Genomic DNA, 14,024 nt, shown 5'->3' with positions numbered 1-14,024 from the left:
TTCAGCGCTGCGTGTGGTCGTTAGAATGGAATGAAACAGGAGGGCAGCCATGCCCTCCAGGACCAGGAAAGTCTTCGGAATACGCCCATGAAAAAACTTCTTCTTATTGCCGCGCCTTTATTGCTGTCAGGATGCAGCGTCTACAACCAGTTCCTTGATCGCATGCAGACCGATACCCTGGAGTATCGCTGTGATGAAAAACCGCTGACCGTTAAGCTGAACAATCCGCGTCAGGAAGCCAGTTTTGTCTACGACAACAAATTGCTCACCCTCAAGCAGGGCATTTCTGCCTCCGGCGCACGCTACACGGACGGAATTTATGTCTTCTGGTCGAAAGGCGACAGCGCCACCGTCTACAAACGCGACCGTATTGTGCTGAACAATTGCCAGCTCGAAAATCCGAAGCGTTGAGATTTTTACAGGGGCGGCGCACAATAGCGCCACCCAATGTCAATGTCAGCTAACGCCATGTCAGATAACGACGAACTGCAGCAAATTGCGCATCTGCGCCGTGAATACACCAAAGGCGGCCTGCGTCGCCAGGATCTTCCCGCCGAACCCCTCGTGCTTTTTGAACGCTGGCTGAAACAGGCCTGCGAAGCGAAACTCGCCGACCCAACGGCAATGGTTGTCGCAACGGTAGATGAAAACGGTCAACCGTATCAGCGTATCGTCCTGCTCAAACATTATGACGAGAAAGGCCTGGTGTTTTACACCAACCTGGGCAGTCGTAAGGCACACCACCTGGAAAACAATCCTCGTATCAGCCTGCTGTTCCCGTGGCATATGCTGGAGCGTCAGGTGATGGTCATCGGCAAAGCAGAGCGTCTTTCCACGCTGGAAGTGGTGAAGTATTTCCACAGCCGTCCGCGTGACAGTCAGATTGGCGCCTGGGTCTCAAAACAGTCCAGCCGTATTTCGGCGCGTGGCGTGCTTGAAAGCAAATTCCTCGAATTGAAGCAGAAATTCCAGCAGGGCGAAGTTCCGTTGCCCAGTTTCTGGGGGGGCTTCCGCATTCCGATCGAGCAGATGGAGTTCTGGCAGGGCGGCGAACACCGTCTGCATGACCGCTTTTTATACCAGCGTGAAAATGGCGGCTGGAAAATCGACAGGCTGGCACCGTAATCGCCGAAATTTGTTGATTTAAGCGCTAGCGCAGGCCGCGCTTGCGCTTTATTCTATGTACCTTTCGCATCAGGCGAAAAGTCGTGTACCGGCAAAGGTGCAGTCGTTTATACATGGAGAATTTGATGGCAAGCAGTAACTTGATTAAACAATTGCAAGAGCGGGGCCTTGTGGCTCAGGTGACGGACGAGGAAGCGTTAGCAGAGCGACTGGCGCAAGGCCCGATCGCGCTCTATTGCGGCTTCGATCCTACCGCTGACAGCTTGCATTTGGGGCATCTTGTTCCATTGTTATGCCTGAAACGCTTCCAGATGGCGGGCCACAAGCCGGTCGCACTGGTTGGCGGCGCGACCGGTCTGATTGGCGACCCAAGCTTTAAAGCTGCCGAGCGTAAACTGAACACCGAAGACACCGTGCAGGAGTGGGTGGATAAGATCCGCAAACAGGTTGCGCCTTTCCTCGACTTTAACTGCGGTGACAACTCTGCGATTGCGGCCAACAACTATGACTGGTTTGGCGGCATGAACGTGCTGACCTTCCTGCGCGACATTGGCAAACACTTCTCCGTTAACCAGATGATTAACAAAGAAGCGGTGAAGCAGCGTCTGAACCGTGACGACCAGGGCATCTCCTTTACCGAGTTCTCCTACAACCTGCTGCAGGGTTATGACTTTGCCTGCCTGAATAAACTGCACGGCGTCTGCCTGCAGATTGGCGGCTCTGACCAGTGGGGCAACATCACGTCGGGTATCGATCTGACGCGTCGTCTGCACCAGAACCAGGTCTTCGGTCTGACCGTTCCACTGATCACCAAAGCCGACGGCACCAAATTTGGCAAAACCGAAGGCGGCGCGGTATGGCTTGATCCGAAGAAAACCAGCCCGTACAAATTCTACCAGTTCTGGATTAACACGGCGGATGCCGATGTTTATCGCTTCCTGAAGTTCTTCACCTTTATGGACATTGAGGCGATCAATGCTCTGGAAGAAGAAGACAAAACCAGCGGTAAAGCGCCACGTGCTCAGTACGTACTGGCTGATGAAGTGACCAAACTGGTTCACGGTGAAGAAGGTCTGGCCGCGGCAAAACGTATTACTGCAAGCCTGTTCAACGGGACGCTGAGCGATCTGAGCGAAGCGGACTTCGAACAGCTGGCGCAGGATGGCGTGCCGATGGTTGAGATGGAAAAAGGTGCCGACCTGATGCAGGCGCTGGTGGACTCCGAGCTGCAGCCATCCCGCGGTCAAGCGCGTAAAACCATCGCCTCGAACGCTATCACCATTAACGGTGAAAAACAGGCCGACCCGGAATACACCTTCGCTGACAGCGATCGTCTGTATGGCCGCTACACGCTTCTGCGTCGTGGTAAGAAAAACTACTGTCTGGTCTGCTGGAAATAATTAAAAGTATCCAGGGGCGTGGGAAACCACGCCCCTTTTGTTTTTTCAGGGTTTGGTAAGTAAAAATGAAGAACATCCTCGCCATTCAGTCCCACGTTGTCTTTGGGCATGCTGGCAACAGCGCCGCGGAATTTCCGATGCGCCGCCTCGGTGCCAACGTCTGGCCCCTCAATACCGTGCAGTTCTCAAACCATACACAATACGGTCAATGGACCGGCTGCGTGATGCCGCCTTCGCACCTCACCGACATTGTGCAGGGCATTGCCAATATCGATCAGCTAAAACGCTGTGATGCGATACTGAGCGGATATCTCGGTTCGGCAGAGCAGGGAGAGCATATCCTGGGCATTGTCCGCCAGGTGAAAGCGGCAAACCCGGCGGCGAAATACTTTTGTGATCCTGTTATGGGGCATCCGGAGAAAGGCTGTATCGTGGCCCCCGGCGTGGCTGAATTCCATGTGCGTCACGCGCTGCCGGCCAGCGATATTATTGCGCCGAACCTGATTGAGCTGGAAATTCTCTGCGAGCATCCGGTGAATAGCGTAGAAGAGGCGGTAAGCGCTTCTCGCGAGCTAATAGCCCAGGTGCCGGAGATTGTCCTGGTGAAACATCTCGCGCGCGCAGGGCTGAGCAGGGACCGTTTTGAGATGCTGCTGGTGACGAAAGACGAAGCCTGGCATATCAGCCGTCCGCTGGTGGACTTCGGCATGCGTCAGCCGGTGGGTGTCGGTGATGTGACAAGCGGTTTGCTGCTGGTGAAATTACTTCAGGGGGCCACGCTGCGGGATGCGCTTGAGCATGTGACTGCTGCGGTGTACGAAATCATGAAGGCGACGAAAGAGATGCAGGAGTATGAACTGCAGGTGGTCGCGGCACAGGATCGTATCGCGAAACCGGAGCATTACTTCAGCGCGACCCGGTTATAACGGTTCACGTTCCTGTCGGCCGGGTAGCGACAGCGCCACCCGGCAATACAGTGCGCCGGTCAGTTCAACCCTTCTGCTTTAAGCGCTGCAGCCACCGCAGGACGCGCGGCTACGCGATCCATGTACGATGCAATGTGGTCCAGCCCGTCCATGTTGAGCTTAATGGCCCGCGCCCAGCGCAGCACGGTGAACAGATAGGCATCGGCAATCGTAAAACGCGCGCCCCCAATCCACTGATCGTCTTTCAGCGATGCGTTAACGTACTGCAGTTTTTTCTCCAGCTGAGCACGTACGGTCGGTTTGTACTCTTCCGGCGTCTCCGGACGGAACAGCGGCGTAAAGCCTTTGTGCAGCTCGGTCGCAATGTAGTTCATCCACTCCAGCGTTTTGTAGCGAGAAACCGTGCTTACCGGTGCCAGCAATTGCCTGTCGGGCACGCTATCGGCGAGGAACTGCATAATCGCCACGCCTTCGGTCAGCAGGGTACCGTCATCCAGCAGCAGAGCCGGAACTTGTCCCTTCGGGTTAATAGCAAAAAAATCATCGCCGTTTTCCAGGCGTTTTTTCATGAGGTCAACGCCATCCAGCGTGAAATCTTTGCCGCTCTCGCGCAGGGTAATGTGGGAAGCAAGAGAGCACGCGCCCGGTTTGTAGAACAGTTTCATCGGTAACTCCTTTTTGCTGAGGTTTCAGCTATGTTAGTGCGCGAACGGGTAAAAAAAAAGCCGCTAATACATTAGCGGCTTCTGATCAGTCGTTTCTCAGTGACATTATGCGGTAGCGGTTTCGGTCGCTTTCGCCGTCTTGTCGTCGTCCTGAGTCATGCGATTCAGCTTCGGCGCAGTCAGCATCATCAGAACCGCGATAACCGCAGTAGCAATACCAATCTGCATGAACACGGTACCGTAGACGTTCAGAGAGACCAGTGGGTCAGTCACGTTATCCGGCACGGCCATCAGGTTTGCAATTTTACCTGCGATGATGGCGGCACCCGCAGTGGTCAGGAACCAGCTACCCATGATGAAGCCCATCAGACGCTGAGGAACCAGTTGTGCAACCATCGCCAGGCCCAGACCGGAGATCATCAGTTCACCGATAGACTGCAGCGCATAGCTCAGGATCAGCCAGTTAACGGAGACGATACCGGCGTCAGTCGCAAATTTCGTACCCAGCGGCAGTACCAGGAATGCGCCAGAACACAGCAGCATACCGATAGCAAATTTGTGCGGCATCGGCAGACGGTCGCCCATCTTGTTATAGATAGCAGCCAGAATCGGGCTACCAATCATGATCCAGAACGGGTTCAGGGCCTGATACTGCTCCGGCTCGAACGCGATACCCAGGATTGAGTGTTCAACGTTACGGATAGCGAAGAAGTTCAGAGACGTTGGCATCTGGCTGTACAGAACGAAGAAGATAATCGCTTCCAGCATCAGGATGAAGGCCACAATCATCTTACGACGAGCGGCACCCTGCATGGCGAAGGCTTCTTTCGCGAAGATGATCACGATACCCAGCGCAACCACACCCAGAACGGCACGCGCGATGCCCTGGTTATGCAGCAGCCAGGTTGCGATTGCCGCGAGGATCACCACGCCGACAATGGTCGCCAGCAGTTTGCCAATGTGAACCGGTTCGAAGTCAGGTTTGGAGCCGTAGTCTTTAACCCAGCGTTTGCAGAAGGCAAAGTTAACCACGGTGATCAGCATACCGACAACGGACAGGGAGAACGCAACGCTCCAGCCGAATTTAGCGGCCAGCCACGGGGTTGCCAGCATGGAGAAGAAGGAACCGATGTTCACGGACATGTAGTACATGGTGAATGCACCGTCCAGACGCGGGTCATCTTTGTTGTAACAGGTAGAGAGCAGGGAAGACGGGTTCGCTTTGAACAGACCGTTACCGACGGCGATAGTCGCCATACCCATATACACCACAGCGGCATCGTGACCAGACCATGCAACCAGCGCATAGCCAACGGCCAGGACAATCGCACCCAGCATAATGACACGTTTAGTCCCGAGGACTTTATCACCCAGCCAGCCGCCGATAGCGACCAGACCGTACACCAGGGCACTGAAAGAGGAGAACAGCGTAATGGAATCTGCTTCGGACATACCCAGCTGTTTTACCAGGTAAACCGCCATGATCCCTTGCAGGCCGTAATAACCAAAACGCTCCCATAACTCGATAGAGAAGATGAGATAGAACGCTTTAGGTTGTTTAAAAGCGTTAAGACTTACGCTTTCATCTGTTGGTTTATTGTTTGCAGTCGACACATATACCTCTTTTTTTACATCCCATATTAACGGGGGTGTTCATCGCGTGATGGCCGTAGTCCATCCGCCTTATAGTTATATTGGGAGGAGAAACGGCGGGTAATGTTCACTATCCTGCACCGTCTGGCAATACGTTTGTAATAATCTGTTACATATAACTGGGCCGCTATAATCGGCGGTTCATACAAATGTTATTCAGCGTTAAATTTCATACGATCTGTAAAGGGAGTTTTTTTGACTGGCATTCACCCATAATTTGCCCTCAATGGCGATATGTTCTGCTATTTGAGGTTTATTGCAGTGATATAGCCCATATTCTGAAAAATAGCTGGTCTTATGTGTTGCTCGTGATGAGTTTGATCTTGTCTGGCAAAGGGTTTACGCCGCTTTTAACAACAAAAATTCAACACGAAGTTATCAGGGTGATCTTGATCACATATGTATAGAAATTTTCGGCTATGAAAAAAGTATTAACCTGTTTGAGCGTTAAAGGCTCGAACAAGTGATAAGGGAAGCGGTAATGAAGGCGGATAAATTATGGTCAAAAGAAGGTCTTCTGGTAGACCCTCTTTTGATAAGGAATTGCCGTTGCGTCAGAAAACGAAAAGCGCAAGATATCAGGGATACACTTTCTCTTTGTACTCGCAGAGATCTTCGATGATACAGGAGCCACAGCGAGGCTTACGGGCAATACAGGTATAACGGCCATGGAGAATGAGCCAGTGATGGCAATCCACCTTAAATTCGGCGGGAACCACTTTTAGCAGTTTCTCTTCAACCTGCTCGACATTCTTACCCGGTGCGAAGTTCGTGCGGTTAGAGACGCGGAAAATATGGGTATCAACGGCGATAGTCGGCCAGCCAAACGCGGTGTTAAGTACCACATTTGCAGTCTTACGTCCCACGCCGGGTAATGCTTCCAGCGCGGCGCGATCTTCCGGCACTTCACCCCCGTGCTGTTCCAGCAGGATCCGGCAGGTTTTGATCACGTTCTCAGCCTTGCTGTTAAACAGACCGATGGTTTTGATATAGGACTTCACCCCGTCCACGCCCAGTTCCAGCATCGCCTTTGGCGTGTTGGCGACCGGATAAAGCATGGCGGTCGCCTTATTAACGCTCACGTCGGTAGCCTGCGCAGAGAGCAGCACGGCGATCAACAGCTCGAACGGGGAGTTAAAATTCAGCTCCGTCGTCGGATGTGGGTTCTCATCCCGCAGACGGGTCAGGATCGCAATGCGCTTTTCTTTATTCATGAGGCCTTCTCGGGTATCCCTTCCTGTACGCTGCGCTCAGCCACGCGGCGCTTACGTTTTTCATCAATCAGGTATTTTATCGCCAGCATCATGCCGAGGCCAATAAACGCGCCTGGCGGCAGCATGGCCAGCAGGAACGGCGTATCGGTGTGGAAGACTTCGATGCGCAGCGCTTTAGCCCAGCCGCCGAGCAGCGCATCTGCGCCATCAAACAGCGTTCCGTTACCCAGGATCTCACGCATTGAGCCGAGCACGAACATGGCACCGGTTGCCCCCATACCAATAGAGAAACCATCCAGAGCCGACATCGCCGGGCTGTTTTTTACGGCAAAAGCTTCCGCGCGCCCGACCACAATACAGTTGGTTACGATGAGGGGAATAAAGATCCCGAGCGACTGATACAGACCGAACGCATAAGCGTTAATCAGCATCTGGACGATACTCACCACCGACGCGATGATCATGACGTAAATCGGAATACGGATTTCCGATGGCGTCCAGCGGCGCAGGGCAGAGATGGACAGATTGGTCAGGGTGAGAACCAGCGTGGTTGCCAGCCCCAGACCCAGCGCGTTGGTGGCGGTGGATGTCACTGCCAGCAGCGGACACATCCCCAGCAGCTGTACCAGCGCGGAGTTGTTTTTCCACAATCCCTGGACGATAACCTCTTTAACCTGGCTCATGATTACTCCTCACAGGCCGGAAGATTGTTCATCTGCGCGGGCAGCGTTTCCGCATACAGCCCGGCTCGTTTTACGGCATTGACCACGGCCCGTGGGGTAATGGTTGCCCCCGTGAACTGGTCAAACTCGCCGCCATCCTTTTTCACAGCAAACGCAGGATCCGCTTCGCCGTGGATCACTTTTCCGGCAAAATGCAAAATCCAGTCGCTCAGACGGGTTTCAATTTTATCCCCCAGGCCTGGCGTCTCATGATGTTCCGTCACGCGCGTACCCAACACGGTACCGGAGAAATCGCTGCCGACCAGCAGTTGAATCGCCCCGGAGTAGCCATCGGGCGCCGTCGCTTCCATTACCGCGCCTACCGCGTTATCCCCCTTACGGGCAATAAAGACGCGGTGCGGGCCTTTGCCTAACTGAGGTGCCTGGACCACGAAGCAACTTTTCTGCAGGTCATTATCGTAGAAATCAGGGGGGATCACCTGATCGAACAGGGCTTTTTGCTGCTTCACCGCCTGTTCGTCGATGGTCGATTTGGTCAGGTTGTTCACCAGGGCCGTCAGTCCGGTGAGGACCGCGGCGAAAATGGCCAGCGTGACGCCGTGTTTTTGCATTGTTTTCAGCATCGCGAAACCCTTAACGGTGGCCGTACACGCGCGGACGCGTGTAGTAGTCGATGAGCGGAACGGTGATGTTTGCAAGCAGAACCGCGAATGCCACACCGTCCGGGTAACCGCCAAAGCTGCGGATGAGCCACACCAGCAAGCCGGCCAGTGCACCGAAGATCAGGCGGCCACGGTTCGTGGTAGATGCCGTTACCGGATCGGTCAGGATAAAGAACGCACCCAGCATGGTTGCCCCCGAGAGCAGATGCATCTGTGGGCTGGCGAGCGATTCTGGCGAGAACACCCATCCCAGTGTGGCGCAGACCGCCAGCGTCACGAGGAAGCTGACCGGAATATGCCAGCGGATCGCTTTCTGCTGCAGCAGGAACAGCCCGCCCAGCAAATAAGCAAGGTTCACCCACTGCCAGCCCGCGCCCGCCAGCATGCCGCTGAAGATAGCAGATTTCATAATCTGATCGACGGAGTGCCCGGCATGCAGGGAGGTTTTAAACGTATCGAGTGGTGTGGCCTGGCTGATGCCATCCACGCCCATACGCAGCGCGTTCATATCCGCACCGAGCGCGGTATGGCCGGTAAAGATAACGTGCAGGGCATCCATAAAGCCGGGTACCGTCGCGGCAATGTCATGCGGCGGCAACCAGCTGGTCATCTGAACCGGGAAGGAGATCAGCAGTACGACGTAGCCAATCATCGCCGGGTTGAACGGGTTATGGCCCAGCCCACCATAAAGTTGTTTGGCAATAATGACTGCAAACACCGTACCGAGCACCACCATCCACCACGGAGCAAACGGTGGAATACTGATTGCCAGCAACAGGCCAGTCAGCAGTGCTGAGTTATCGGCAAGGATGCGGGAAACCGCCAGCTTACGCAGTTTAAGCACCAGGGCTTCTGCCCCTAAGGCGCTGGCACAACCCAGCACTATCTGGAACAGCGTTCCCCAGCCGAAAAACCAGCACTGAACGGCAATGCCCGGCAGCGCCGCCAGGCACACCAGTATCATGATGCGTGATGTCTGGCGCTGATTATGGGTGTAAGGGGAACTTGCGATTCTGAAAACCATTTAATCCTCGTTAACTGCTTGCTGTGCGGCTTTCTTCGCCTGAACGCGCGCAATGGCGGCGGCGACTGCGGCTTTACGTGGGTCGTCGTTTGCGGCCGGCTGCTGTTCTTCCTGCTGTGCTGCTTTGCGGGCCTTGGCGCGGGCAATGGCGGCTTCAACAGCCGCCTTACGCGGGTCGACAGGTGCTTCAGGTTCAGCGGCTTCAGGCTGCGCCGCCGCTTTACGCGCTTTGGCACGGGCAATGGCGGCTTCGACAGCCGCTTTACGCGGGTCGACGGGGGCTTCAGGCGTAGCGGTTTCAGTCTGCGCCGCTGCTTTGCGCGCTTTAGCGCGCGCGATCGCCGCTTCAACAGCCGCTTTACGGGGATCTACGGCCTCCACTTCTTGCTCAACCACCACGTTTTGCTCGCCGACTTTGCGCGCTTTGGCGCGCGCGATCGCCGCTTCAACAGCCGCCTTACGGGGATCTATGGTCTCCGCGTCTTGTTCAACTACCACGTTTTGCTCGCCGGCCTTACGGGCTTTGGCGCGGGCAATGGCGGCTTCAACGGCGGCTTTACGCGGATCGATCTCAGCGTCAGAGGAGGCTGACTGTGCTTTTTCTGCCTGACGGGCGCGCGCAGCCGCTTTACGCGCTTCGCGGGCGGCAATCGCTTCGCTGTTATCCGGTTTTTCACCGGCCGGGATCACCACGGTCTGGGCTGCCGTCGCTTTTTTCTCCCGCACGCGTGCCAGTGCGGCATTAATCGCATCCTGGTCTTTTTCGCCGGGCTGAACTGCGGCCTGTTTGTGACGCGCCTGACGGGCCAGTTTTTCACGTTCCAGACGCGCCTGACGCGCTTCAAAACGCGCTTTCGCTTCGGCTGCGCGTTTCTCTTCCATGGAGATGGCATAAATCTCGGCCTTCTCCTGGCGGAAGTACTGCACCAGAGGAATGTTACTTGGGCAGACCCAGGCGCAGGCACCGCATTCGATGCAGTCGGCCAGGTTATGGGCCTGCGCTTTATCGTGCAGCTGACCTTTGCTGTACCAGTACAACTGTTGCGGAAGTAAATCCGCCGGACAGGCATCGGCACAGGCGCTGCAGCGGATACAGCCTTTCTCCTCCTGCTCTTCACCCATTTCGGTCGGGGAGGGGGCAAGCAGGCAGTTTGTGATTTTTACTACCGGGACATCGAGCCACGGCAGGGTAAAGCCCATCAGCGGGCCACCCATGATCACCATCTGGTCGCTGCCCGGGCAAAAATCAGCCTGTTCCAGCAGATGACGAACCGGCGTACCCAGACGCGCCCAGACGTTGCCCGGACGTGCGACAGATTCACCGGTCAGCGTAACCACGCGCTCGGTCAGCGGTTCACCGTCCACCACCGCACGTTTCACGGCGTAGGCTGTCCCGACGTTTTGCATCAGCACCCCGATGTCCGAAGAGCGTCCGCCATGCGGAACCTGCTTGCCGGTCAGAATTTGCGTCAGCTGTTTGGCGCCGCCAGAGGGGTACTTGGTTGGAATAACGCGCAGGCCGATATCGTGGCTGCCGTTGAGGACGGCACGCAGCATCGAAATAGCCTGTGGCTTGTTATCTTCAATGCCAATCAGCACTTCGCGTGGCTGCAGAATATGGGCAAGAATGCGGATCCCTTCCACGACCTGCGCGGCGCAGTCCTGCATCAGACGATCGTCGGCGGTGATGTAGGGTTCACATTCTGCTGCATTGATGATCAGAGTCTGAATTTTATCGCCGCCGCCGTGCAGTTTGACGCCAGTAGGGAACCCCGCGCCGCCCAGGCCGGCAACGCCGAATTGATGAATACGCTCGATAAGCGCTTCGCGGCTCCGGTTGCGGTAATCGCTCCAGCCGTCACGGTCTATCCAGCGGTCTTCTCCGTCGGCTTCAATAATGACGCTCAGTTCGGAGAGCGCAGAGGGGTGTGCTACGGTATGGGGGGCGATCGCCACCACTGTACCGGACGTCGGAGCGTGGACCGGCAGCATACGTCCGCGACCGAACGTTAACGGCTGGCCGCGAAGGACGGTATCGCCTTCTTTCACGCACAGTTCACCCTCAGCACCGATATGCTGTTTCAGCGGCATGACGTAACGGGACGCCAGCGGAATTTGGCGCAGCGGCGTGCCGTTGGACTGGGTTTTCATTTCAGGTGGATGGATACCACCGTCAAAGTCCCAAATCTTCTCTTTTCTGAAAGCAGAAAATAACTTAAGCATGTTGTTCCACAGGAATGATGCGAACCGGAATGGTTTGAAGATCCCACTTCCAGCTTTCGGTAGTCGGTTCAACCGGGCGCAACGTTATACATTGCGTCGGGCAGGGTGCCACGCAGAGGTTACAGCCGGTGCACAGATCCGCCACGACGGTGTGCATGGCACGGGTTGCGCCAACGATGGCGTCGACAGGGCATGCCTGAATGCATTTTGTGCAGCCGATGCAGTTCGCTTCGTCAATCACGGCGAGGGCGCGAACCGGCTCCTGCACATCTTCATCGCCGTCAACAGGTTGCGGGTCAACGTTAAGCAGGGCGGCTATTTTCAGCATTACCGCTTCACCGCCGGGTGCGCAGCGGTTAATTTTTTCACCCTGCACGCCTACCGCTTCGGCATAGGGACGGCAGCCAGGATAGCCACACTGACCGCACTGGCTTTGCGGCAGAAGCTCATCGATTTTTTCTACAACAGGGTCGTCCTCTACCGCGAAACGGCGGGAGGCGTAACCCAGAATAAGGCCAAACACCAACCCCAGCACGCTGATAGAGGCGATGGCTATCCAGATAGTACTCATTACAACTTCACCAGACCACTAAAGCCCATAAAGGCCAGAGACATTAAACCTGCTGTCACCAGGGCGATCGCGTTACCGCGGAATGGCGCAGGGATATCCGCTGCTGCCAGGCGCTCGCGAATCGAGGCGAACAGCACCATCACCAGAGAGAAACCGACGGCGGCAGAAAAACCGTACAGCGCCGATTGCATGAAGTTATGCCCAAGGTTGATGTTCAGCAGCGCCACGCCAAGTACTGCACAGTTGGTGGTAATCAGCGGCAGGAAGATACCCAGCAGGCGATAGAGAGCCGGGCTGGTTTTACGCACCACCATTTCTGTGAATTGCACTACCACCGCGATGACCAGAATAAAGGACAGCGTACGCAGATAGATTAAATCCAGCGGGATGAGGATCCAGTTATCAATCAACCACGCGCAGATAGACGCCATCGTCATCACGAAGGTGGTGGCCAGCCCCATGCCCATTGCAGTTTCCAGCTTTTTGGAAACCCCCATAAATGGACACAGGCCAAGGAACTTCACCAGGACGAAGTTGTTAACCAGCACAGTGCCGACAAAGAGCAGTAAGTAATCGGTCATTATTTAGCCTGAAATAAAAAAGCCGCCTATTATCGGACAAACCACCGCAGGCGACAACAGGTTATCTGTAAGGTTATTACGGGTTCACAAAGGTGTTCTTCACCCGCGTCGAACGCTTGAAATAGGGCACCAGCAGCGCCGCGGCCAGTAACGGAAAAAGCAGCTGGCGAACGGCCAGGGCATCAGAAACTGGCGAAAAAGCAAAGGTTTTCACCGCCAGCAGGACCGAAATCAGCAGCCAGATAATGTAGTGTTTAGGGACACCCTTACGGCGCTTAAAGAAGGCAATGGTCAGCCATAGCGTGTAGTACCACATCCCGATCGCAAAAACGAACGACACAAACCACATCGTAATATTAAGCACACTTTGCGACATCAGGGTCTGGATTGCATGAGGTGTAATCAGTGCGGTGGTATAAAGCAGCAGCGCAAGTGATGCGCTTAATAAGGCAACCAGCAGCCATGCCAGTGGGGCGATTAACCAGCCTCCAATTCGTTCTCCAGGCGTTGCGGTCATGAACTCTCCCATAATCTGCGCGAAATGTTGTACAGCCAGTTTGCAGGGCGGAGAGTATATAACATTTCGCGCGGATGGCTACTTTCTTATAAAACGTAGCGCCATACAGACTTAGGCACTTCACCGACGTTGAACAAACGGCCACCGGAGACCAGCTCCGCACGGCGGTGGTCAGCGGCGCGATACATATTGATGATTTCCTGATTATCCGACAGCGTGTAGTTCAGATGGTCAAACAGTTTTTCCAGGCTCTCAAGCGAATTGATCTTGCGAAATTTTAATAAATAGTCCTGAACTGTCATATTAATAAGTTTCCATATAAAAGTGAGTAATACCAGTTAAGGTAATTCGTCCGAATAATAAACGGATTAATAAAGACGTAAACAGCCCACTCAGATAACGCGACTAAATTAGGAGTTTTCTTTGCTGAAAGTACAGGCATCAGACGATGCCTGGAAGAGAAGGTTAACCGTGTTCACCAGGGCTGGCAATAAGTAACTGACATATTATGTCACTCTTTATTGCGGTAACCGGTTACTTAGGTTGGGCGACGGTGACAGGCTCCGGCGGCTGGTAGTTATCGATATGGCTGGCAACACCAAGCAAAATGACCGATACCCCAAGGACAATCCATCCCGCTAATTCAATGATTCGATTAATAATTGATGTCATGACTGGTACGTGTAATTTATCCATAAATACAGGTTGCAAATGTTACAGCGCCGTTCCCCCCGCGGCAAGTGCTTTGGGAACGGTTCCCCTATACAAAATCAGAACGTT

General features: G+C 54.7%; 16 protein-coding genes. 4 read left to right on the top strand and 12 right to left on the bottom strand.

What is annotated here, in order from left to right:
- The first annotated feature begins 87 nt into the window (after nt 1–87).
- The 4 genes from mliC (at nt 88) to pdxY (ending at nt 3,451) form a co-directional block, all read left to right on the top strand.
- Entirely contained in the window at nt 88–411 is a 324-nt protein-coding gene (gene mliC / locus HV157_RS03265; protein ID WP_020884329.1) for a C-type lysozyme inhibitor, read from the top strand.
- A gap of 57 nt (nt 412–468) precedes the next feature.
- On the top strand, nt 469–1,125 hold the full coding sequence (pdxH, locus tag HV157_RS03260) for a pyridoxamine 5'-phosphate oxidase (RefSeq protein ID WP_182268509.1): 657 nt from the start codon (nt 469–471) through the stop codon (nt 1,123–1,125).
- A 125-nt stretch (nt 1,126–1,250) separates the two neighbouring features.
- Complete coding sequence (tyrS, locus tag HV157_RS03255; RefSeq protein WP_025204348.1) at nt 1,251–2,525, top strand: tyrosine--tRNA ligase; 1,275 nt, start codon at nt 1,251–1,253, stop codon at nt 2,523–2,525.
- Between the two features lie 65 nt (nt 2,526–2,590).
- Nucleotides 2,591–3,451, top strand: coding sequence for a pyridoxal kinase PdxY (pdxY, locus tag HV157_RS03250; protein WP_182268510.1), 861 nt, complete (start codon nt 2,591–2,593; stop codon nt 3,449–3,451).
- Between the two features lie 59 nt (nt 3,452–3,510).
- On the opposite strand, the gene gstA is transcribed toward pdxY, so the two are convergent.
- From gstA to blr, 12 genes are all read right to left on the bottom strand, one after another.
- On the bottom strand, nt 3,511–4,116 hold the full coding sequence (gstA, locus tag HV157_RS03245; RefSeq protein ID WP_014169795.1) for a glutathione transferase GstA: 606 nt from the start codon (nt 4,114–4,116) through the stop codon (nt 3,511–3,513).
- Nucleotides 4,117–4,221: 105 nt separating this feature from the next.
- Complete coding sequence (dtpA, locus tag HV157_RS03240) at nt 4,222–5,730, bottom strand: dipeptide/tripeptide permease DtpA (RefSeq protein WP_014169796.1); 1,509 nt, start codon at nt 5,728–5,730, stop codon at nt 4,222–4,224.
- Between the two features lie 617 nt (nt 5,731–6,347).
- The gene (gene nth, locus HV157_RS03235; RefSeq protein WP_182268511.1) at nt 6,348–6,983 is read right to left on the bottom strand and encodes an endonuclease III; all 636 of its coding nucleotides are present in this window, start codon (nt 6,981–6,983) and stop codon (nt 6,348–6,350) included.
- Nucleotides 6,980–7,666 (bottom strand): electron transport complex subunit E, encoded by a 687-nt coding sequence (locus tag HV157_RS03230; RefSeq protein ID WP_014169798.1) that lies wholly within the window; start codon nt 7,664–7,666, stop codon nt 6,980–6,982. The genes nth and HV157_RS03230 overlap by 4 nt, the downstream gene beginning before the upstream one ends.
- 2 nt (nt 7,667–7,668) lie before the next feature.
- Nucleotides 7,669–8,289, bottom strand: coding sequence for an electron transport complex subunit RsxG (rsxG, locus tag HV157_RS03225; protein ID WP_020884325.1), 621 nt, complete (start codon nt 8,287–8,289; stop codon nt 7,669–7,671).
- 10 nt (nt 8,290–8,299) lie between these two features.
- Nucleotides 8,300–9,352: an electron transport complex subunit RsxD gene (gene rsxD / locus HV157_RS03220; RefSeq protein WP_049023474.1), complete on the bottom strand. Its 1,053-nt coding sequence runs from the start codon at nt 9,350–9,352 to the stop codon at nt 8,300–8,302.
- Nucleotides 9,353–11,575, bottom strand: a complete 2,223-nt coding sequence (gene rsxC, locus HV157_RS03215) for an electron transport complex subunit RsxC (protein WP_182268512.1) — start codon at nt 11,573–11,575, stop codon at nt 9,353–9,355.
- A complete protein-coding gene (gene rsxB / locus HV157_RS03210; RefSeq protein WP_014169802.1) occupies nt 11,568–12,146 on the bottom strand; it encodes an electron transport complex subunit RsxB in 579 nt (192 codons plus the stop codon). Before rsxB ends, rsxC begins: the two co-directional genes overlap by 8 nt.
- Complete coding sequence (rsxA, locus tag HV157_RS03205; RefSeq protein ID WP_014169803.1) at nt 12,146–12,727, bottom strand: electron transport complex subunit RsxA; 582 nt, start codon at nt 12,725–12,727, stop codon at nt 12,146–12,148. The genes rsxB and rsxA overlap by 1 nt, the downstream gene beginning before the upstream one ends.
- A gap of 76 nt (nt 12,728–12,803) precedes the next feature.
- On the bottom strand, nt 12,804–13,244 hold the full coding sequence (locus HV157_RS03200) for a DUF2569 domain-containing protein (RefSeq protein ID WP_182268513.1): 441 nt from the start codon (nt 13,242–13,244) through the stop codon (nt 12,804–12,806).
- 86 nt (nt 13,245–13,330) lie between these two features.
- Complete coding sequence (gene ydgT / locus HV157_RS03195) at nt 13,331–13,546, bottom strand: transcription modulator YdgT (RefSeq protein ID WP_006174966.1); 216 nt, start codon at nt 13,544–13,546, stop codon at nt 13,331–13,333.
- Between the two features lie 232 nt (nt 13,547–13,778).
- Entirely contained in the window at nt 13,779–13,904 is a 126-nt protein-coding gene (blr, locus tag HV157_RS03190) for a division septum protein Blr (protein WP_168112406.1), read from the bottom strand.
- Nucleotides 13,905–14,024: the final 120 nt, after the last annotated feature.

This window comes from Enterobacter sp. RHBSTW-00318 (assembly GCF_014101375.1).
Classification (GTDB): domain Bacteria; phylum Pseudomonadota; class Gammaproteobacteria; order Enterobacterales; family Enterobacteriaceae; genus Enterobacter; species Enterobacter ludwigii.
The sequence above is the reverse complement of the archived record's forward strand: the minus strand, read 5'-3'. Positions and strand labels throughout refer to the sequence as shown.

What these genes read in the sequence shown, in the direction of transcription:
- mliC (WP_020884329.1), top strand. Translation starts at nt 88, where the DNA reads ATGAAAAAACTTCTTCTTATTGCCGCGCCTTTATTGCTGTCAGGATGC.
- pdxH (WP_182268509.1), top strand. Translation starts at nt 469, where the DNA reads ATGTCAGATAACGACGAACTGCAGCAAATTGCGCATCTGCGCCGTGAA.
- tyrS (WP_025204348.1), top strand. Translation starts at nt 1,251, where the DNA reads ATGGCAAGCAGTAACTTGATTAAACAATTGCAAGAGCGGGGCCTTGTG.
- pdxY (WP_182268510.1), top strand. Translation starts at nt 2,591, where the DNA reads ATGAAGAACATCCTCGCCATTCAGTCCCACGTTGTCTTTGGGCATGCT.
- gstA (WP_014169795.1), bottom strand. Translation starts at nt 4,116, where the DNA reads ATGAAACTGTTCTACAAACCGGGCGCGTGCTCTCTTGCTTCCCACATT.
- nth (WP_182268511.1), bottom strand. Translation starts at nt 6,983, where the DNA reads ATGAATAAAGAAAAGCGCATTGCGATCCTGACCCGTCTGCGGGATGAG.
- HV157_RS03230 (WP_014169798.1), bottom strand. Translation starts at nt 7,666, where the DNA reads ATGAGCCAGGTTAAAGAGGTTATCGTCCAGGGATTGTGGAAAAACAAC.
- rsxG (WP_020884325.1), bottom strand. Translation starts at nt 8,289, where the DNA reads ATGCTGAAAACAATGCAAAAACACGGCGTCACGCTGGCCATTTTCGCC.
- rsxD (WP_049023474.1), bottom strand. Translation starts at nt 9,352, where the DNA reads ATGGTTTTCAGAATCGCAAGTTCCCCTTACACCCATAATCAGCGCCAG.
- rsxC (WP_182268512.1), bottom strand. Translation starts at nt 11,575, where the DNA reads ATGCTTAAGTTATTTTCTGCTTTCAGAAAAGAGAAGATTTGGGACTTT.
- rsxB (WP_014169802.1), bottom strand. Translation starts at nt 12,146, where the DNA reads ATGAGTACTATCTGGATAGCCATCGCCTCTATCAGCGTGCTGGGGTTG.
- rsxA (WP_014169803.1), bottom strand. Translation starts at nt 12,727, where the DNA reads ATGACCGATTACTTACTGCTCTTTGTCGGCACTGTGCTGGTTAACAAC.
- HV157_RS03200 (WP_182268513.1), bottom strand. Translation starts at nt 13,244, where the DNA reads ATGACCGCAACGCCTGGAGAACGAATTGGAGGCTGGTTAATCGCCCCA.
- ydgT (WP_006174966.1), bottom strand. Translation starts at nt 13,546, where the DNA reads ATGACAGTTCAGGACTATTTATTAAAATTTCGCAAGATCAATTCGCTT.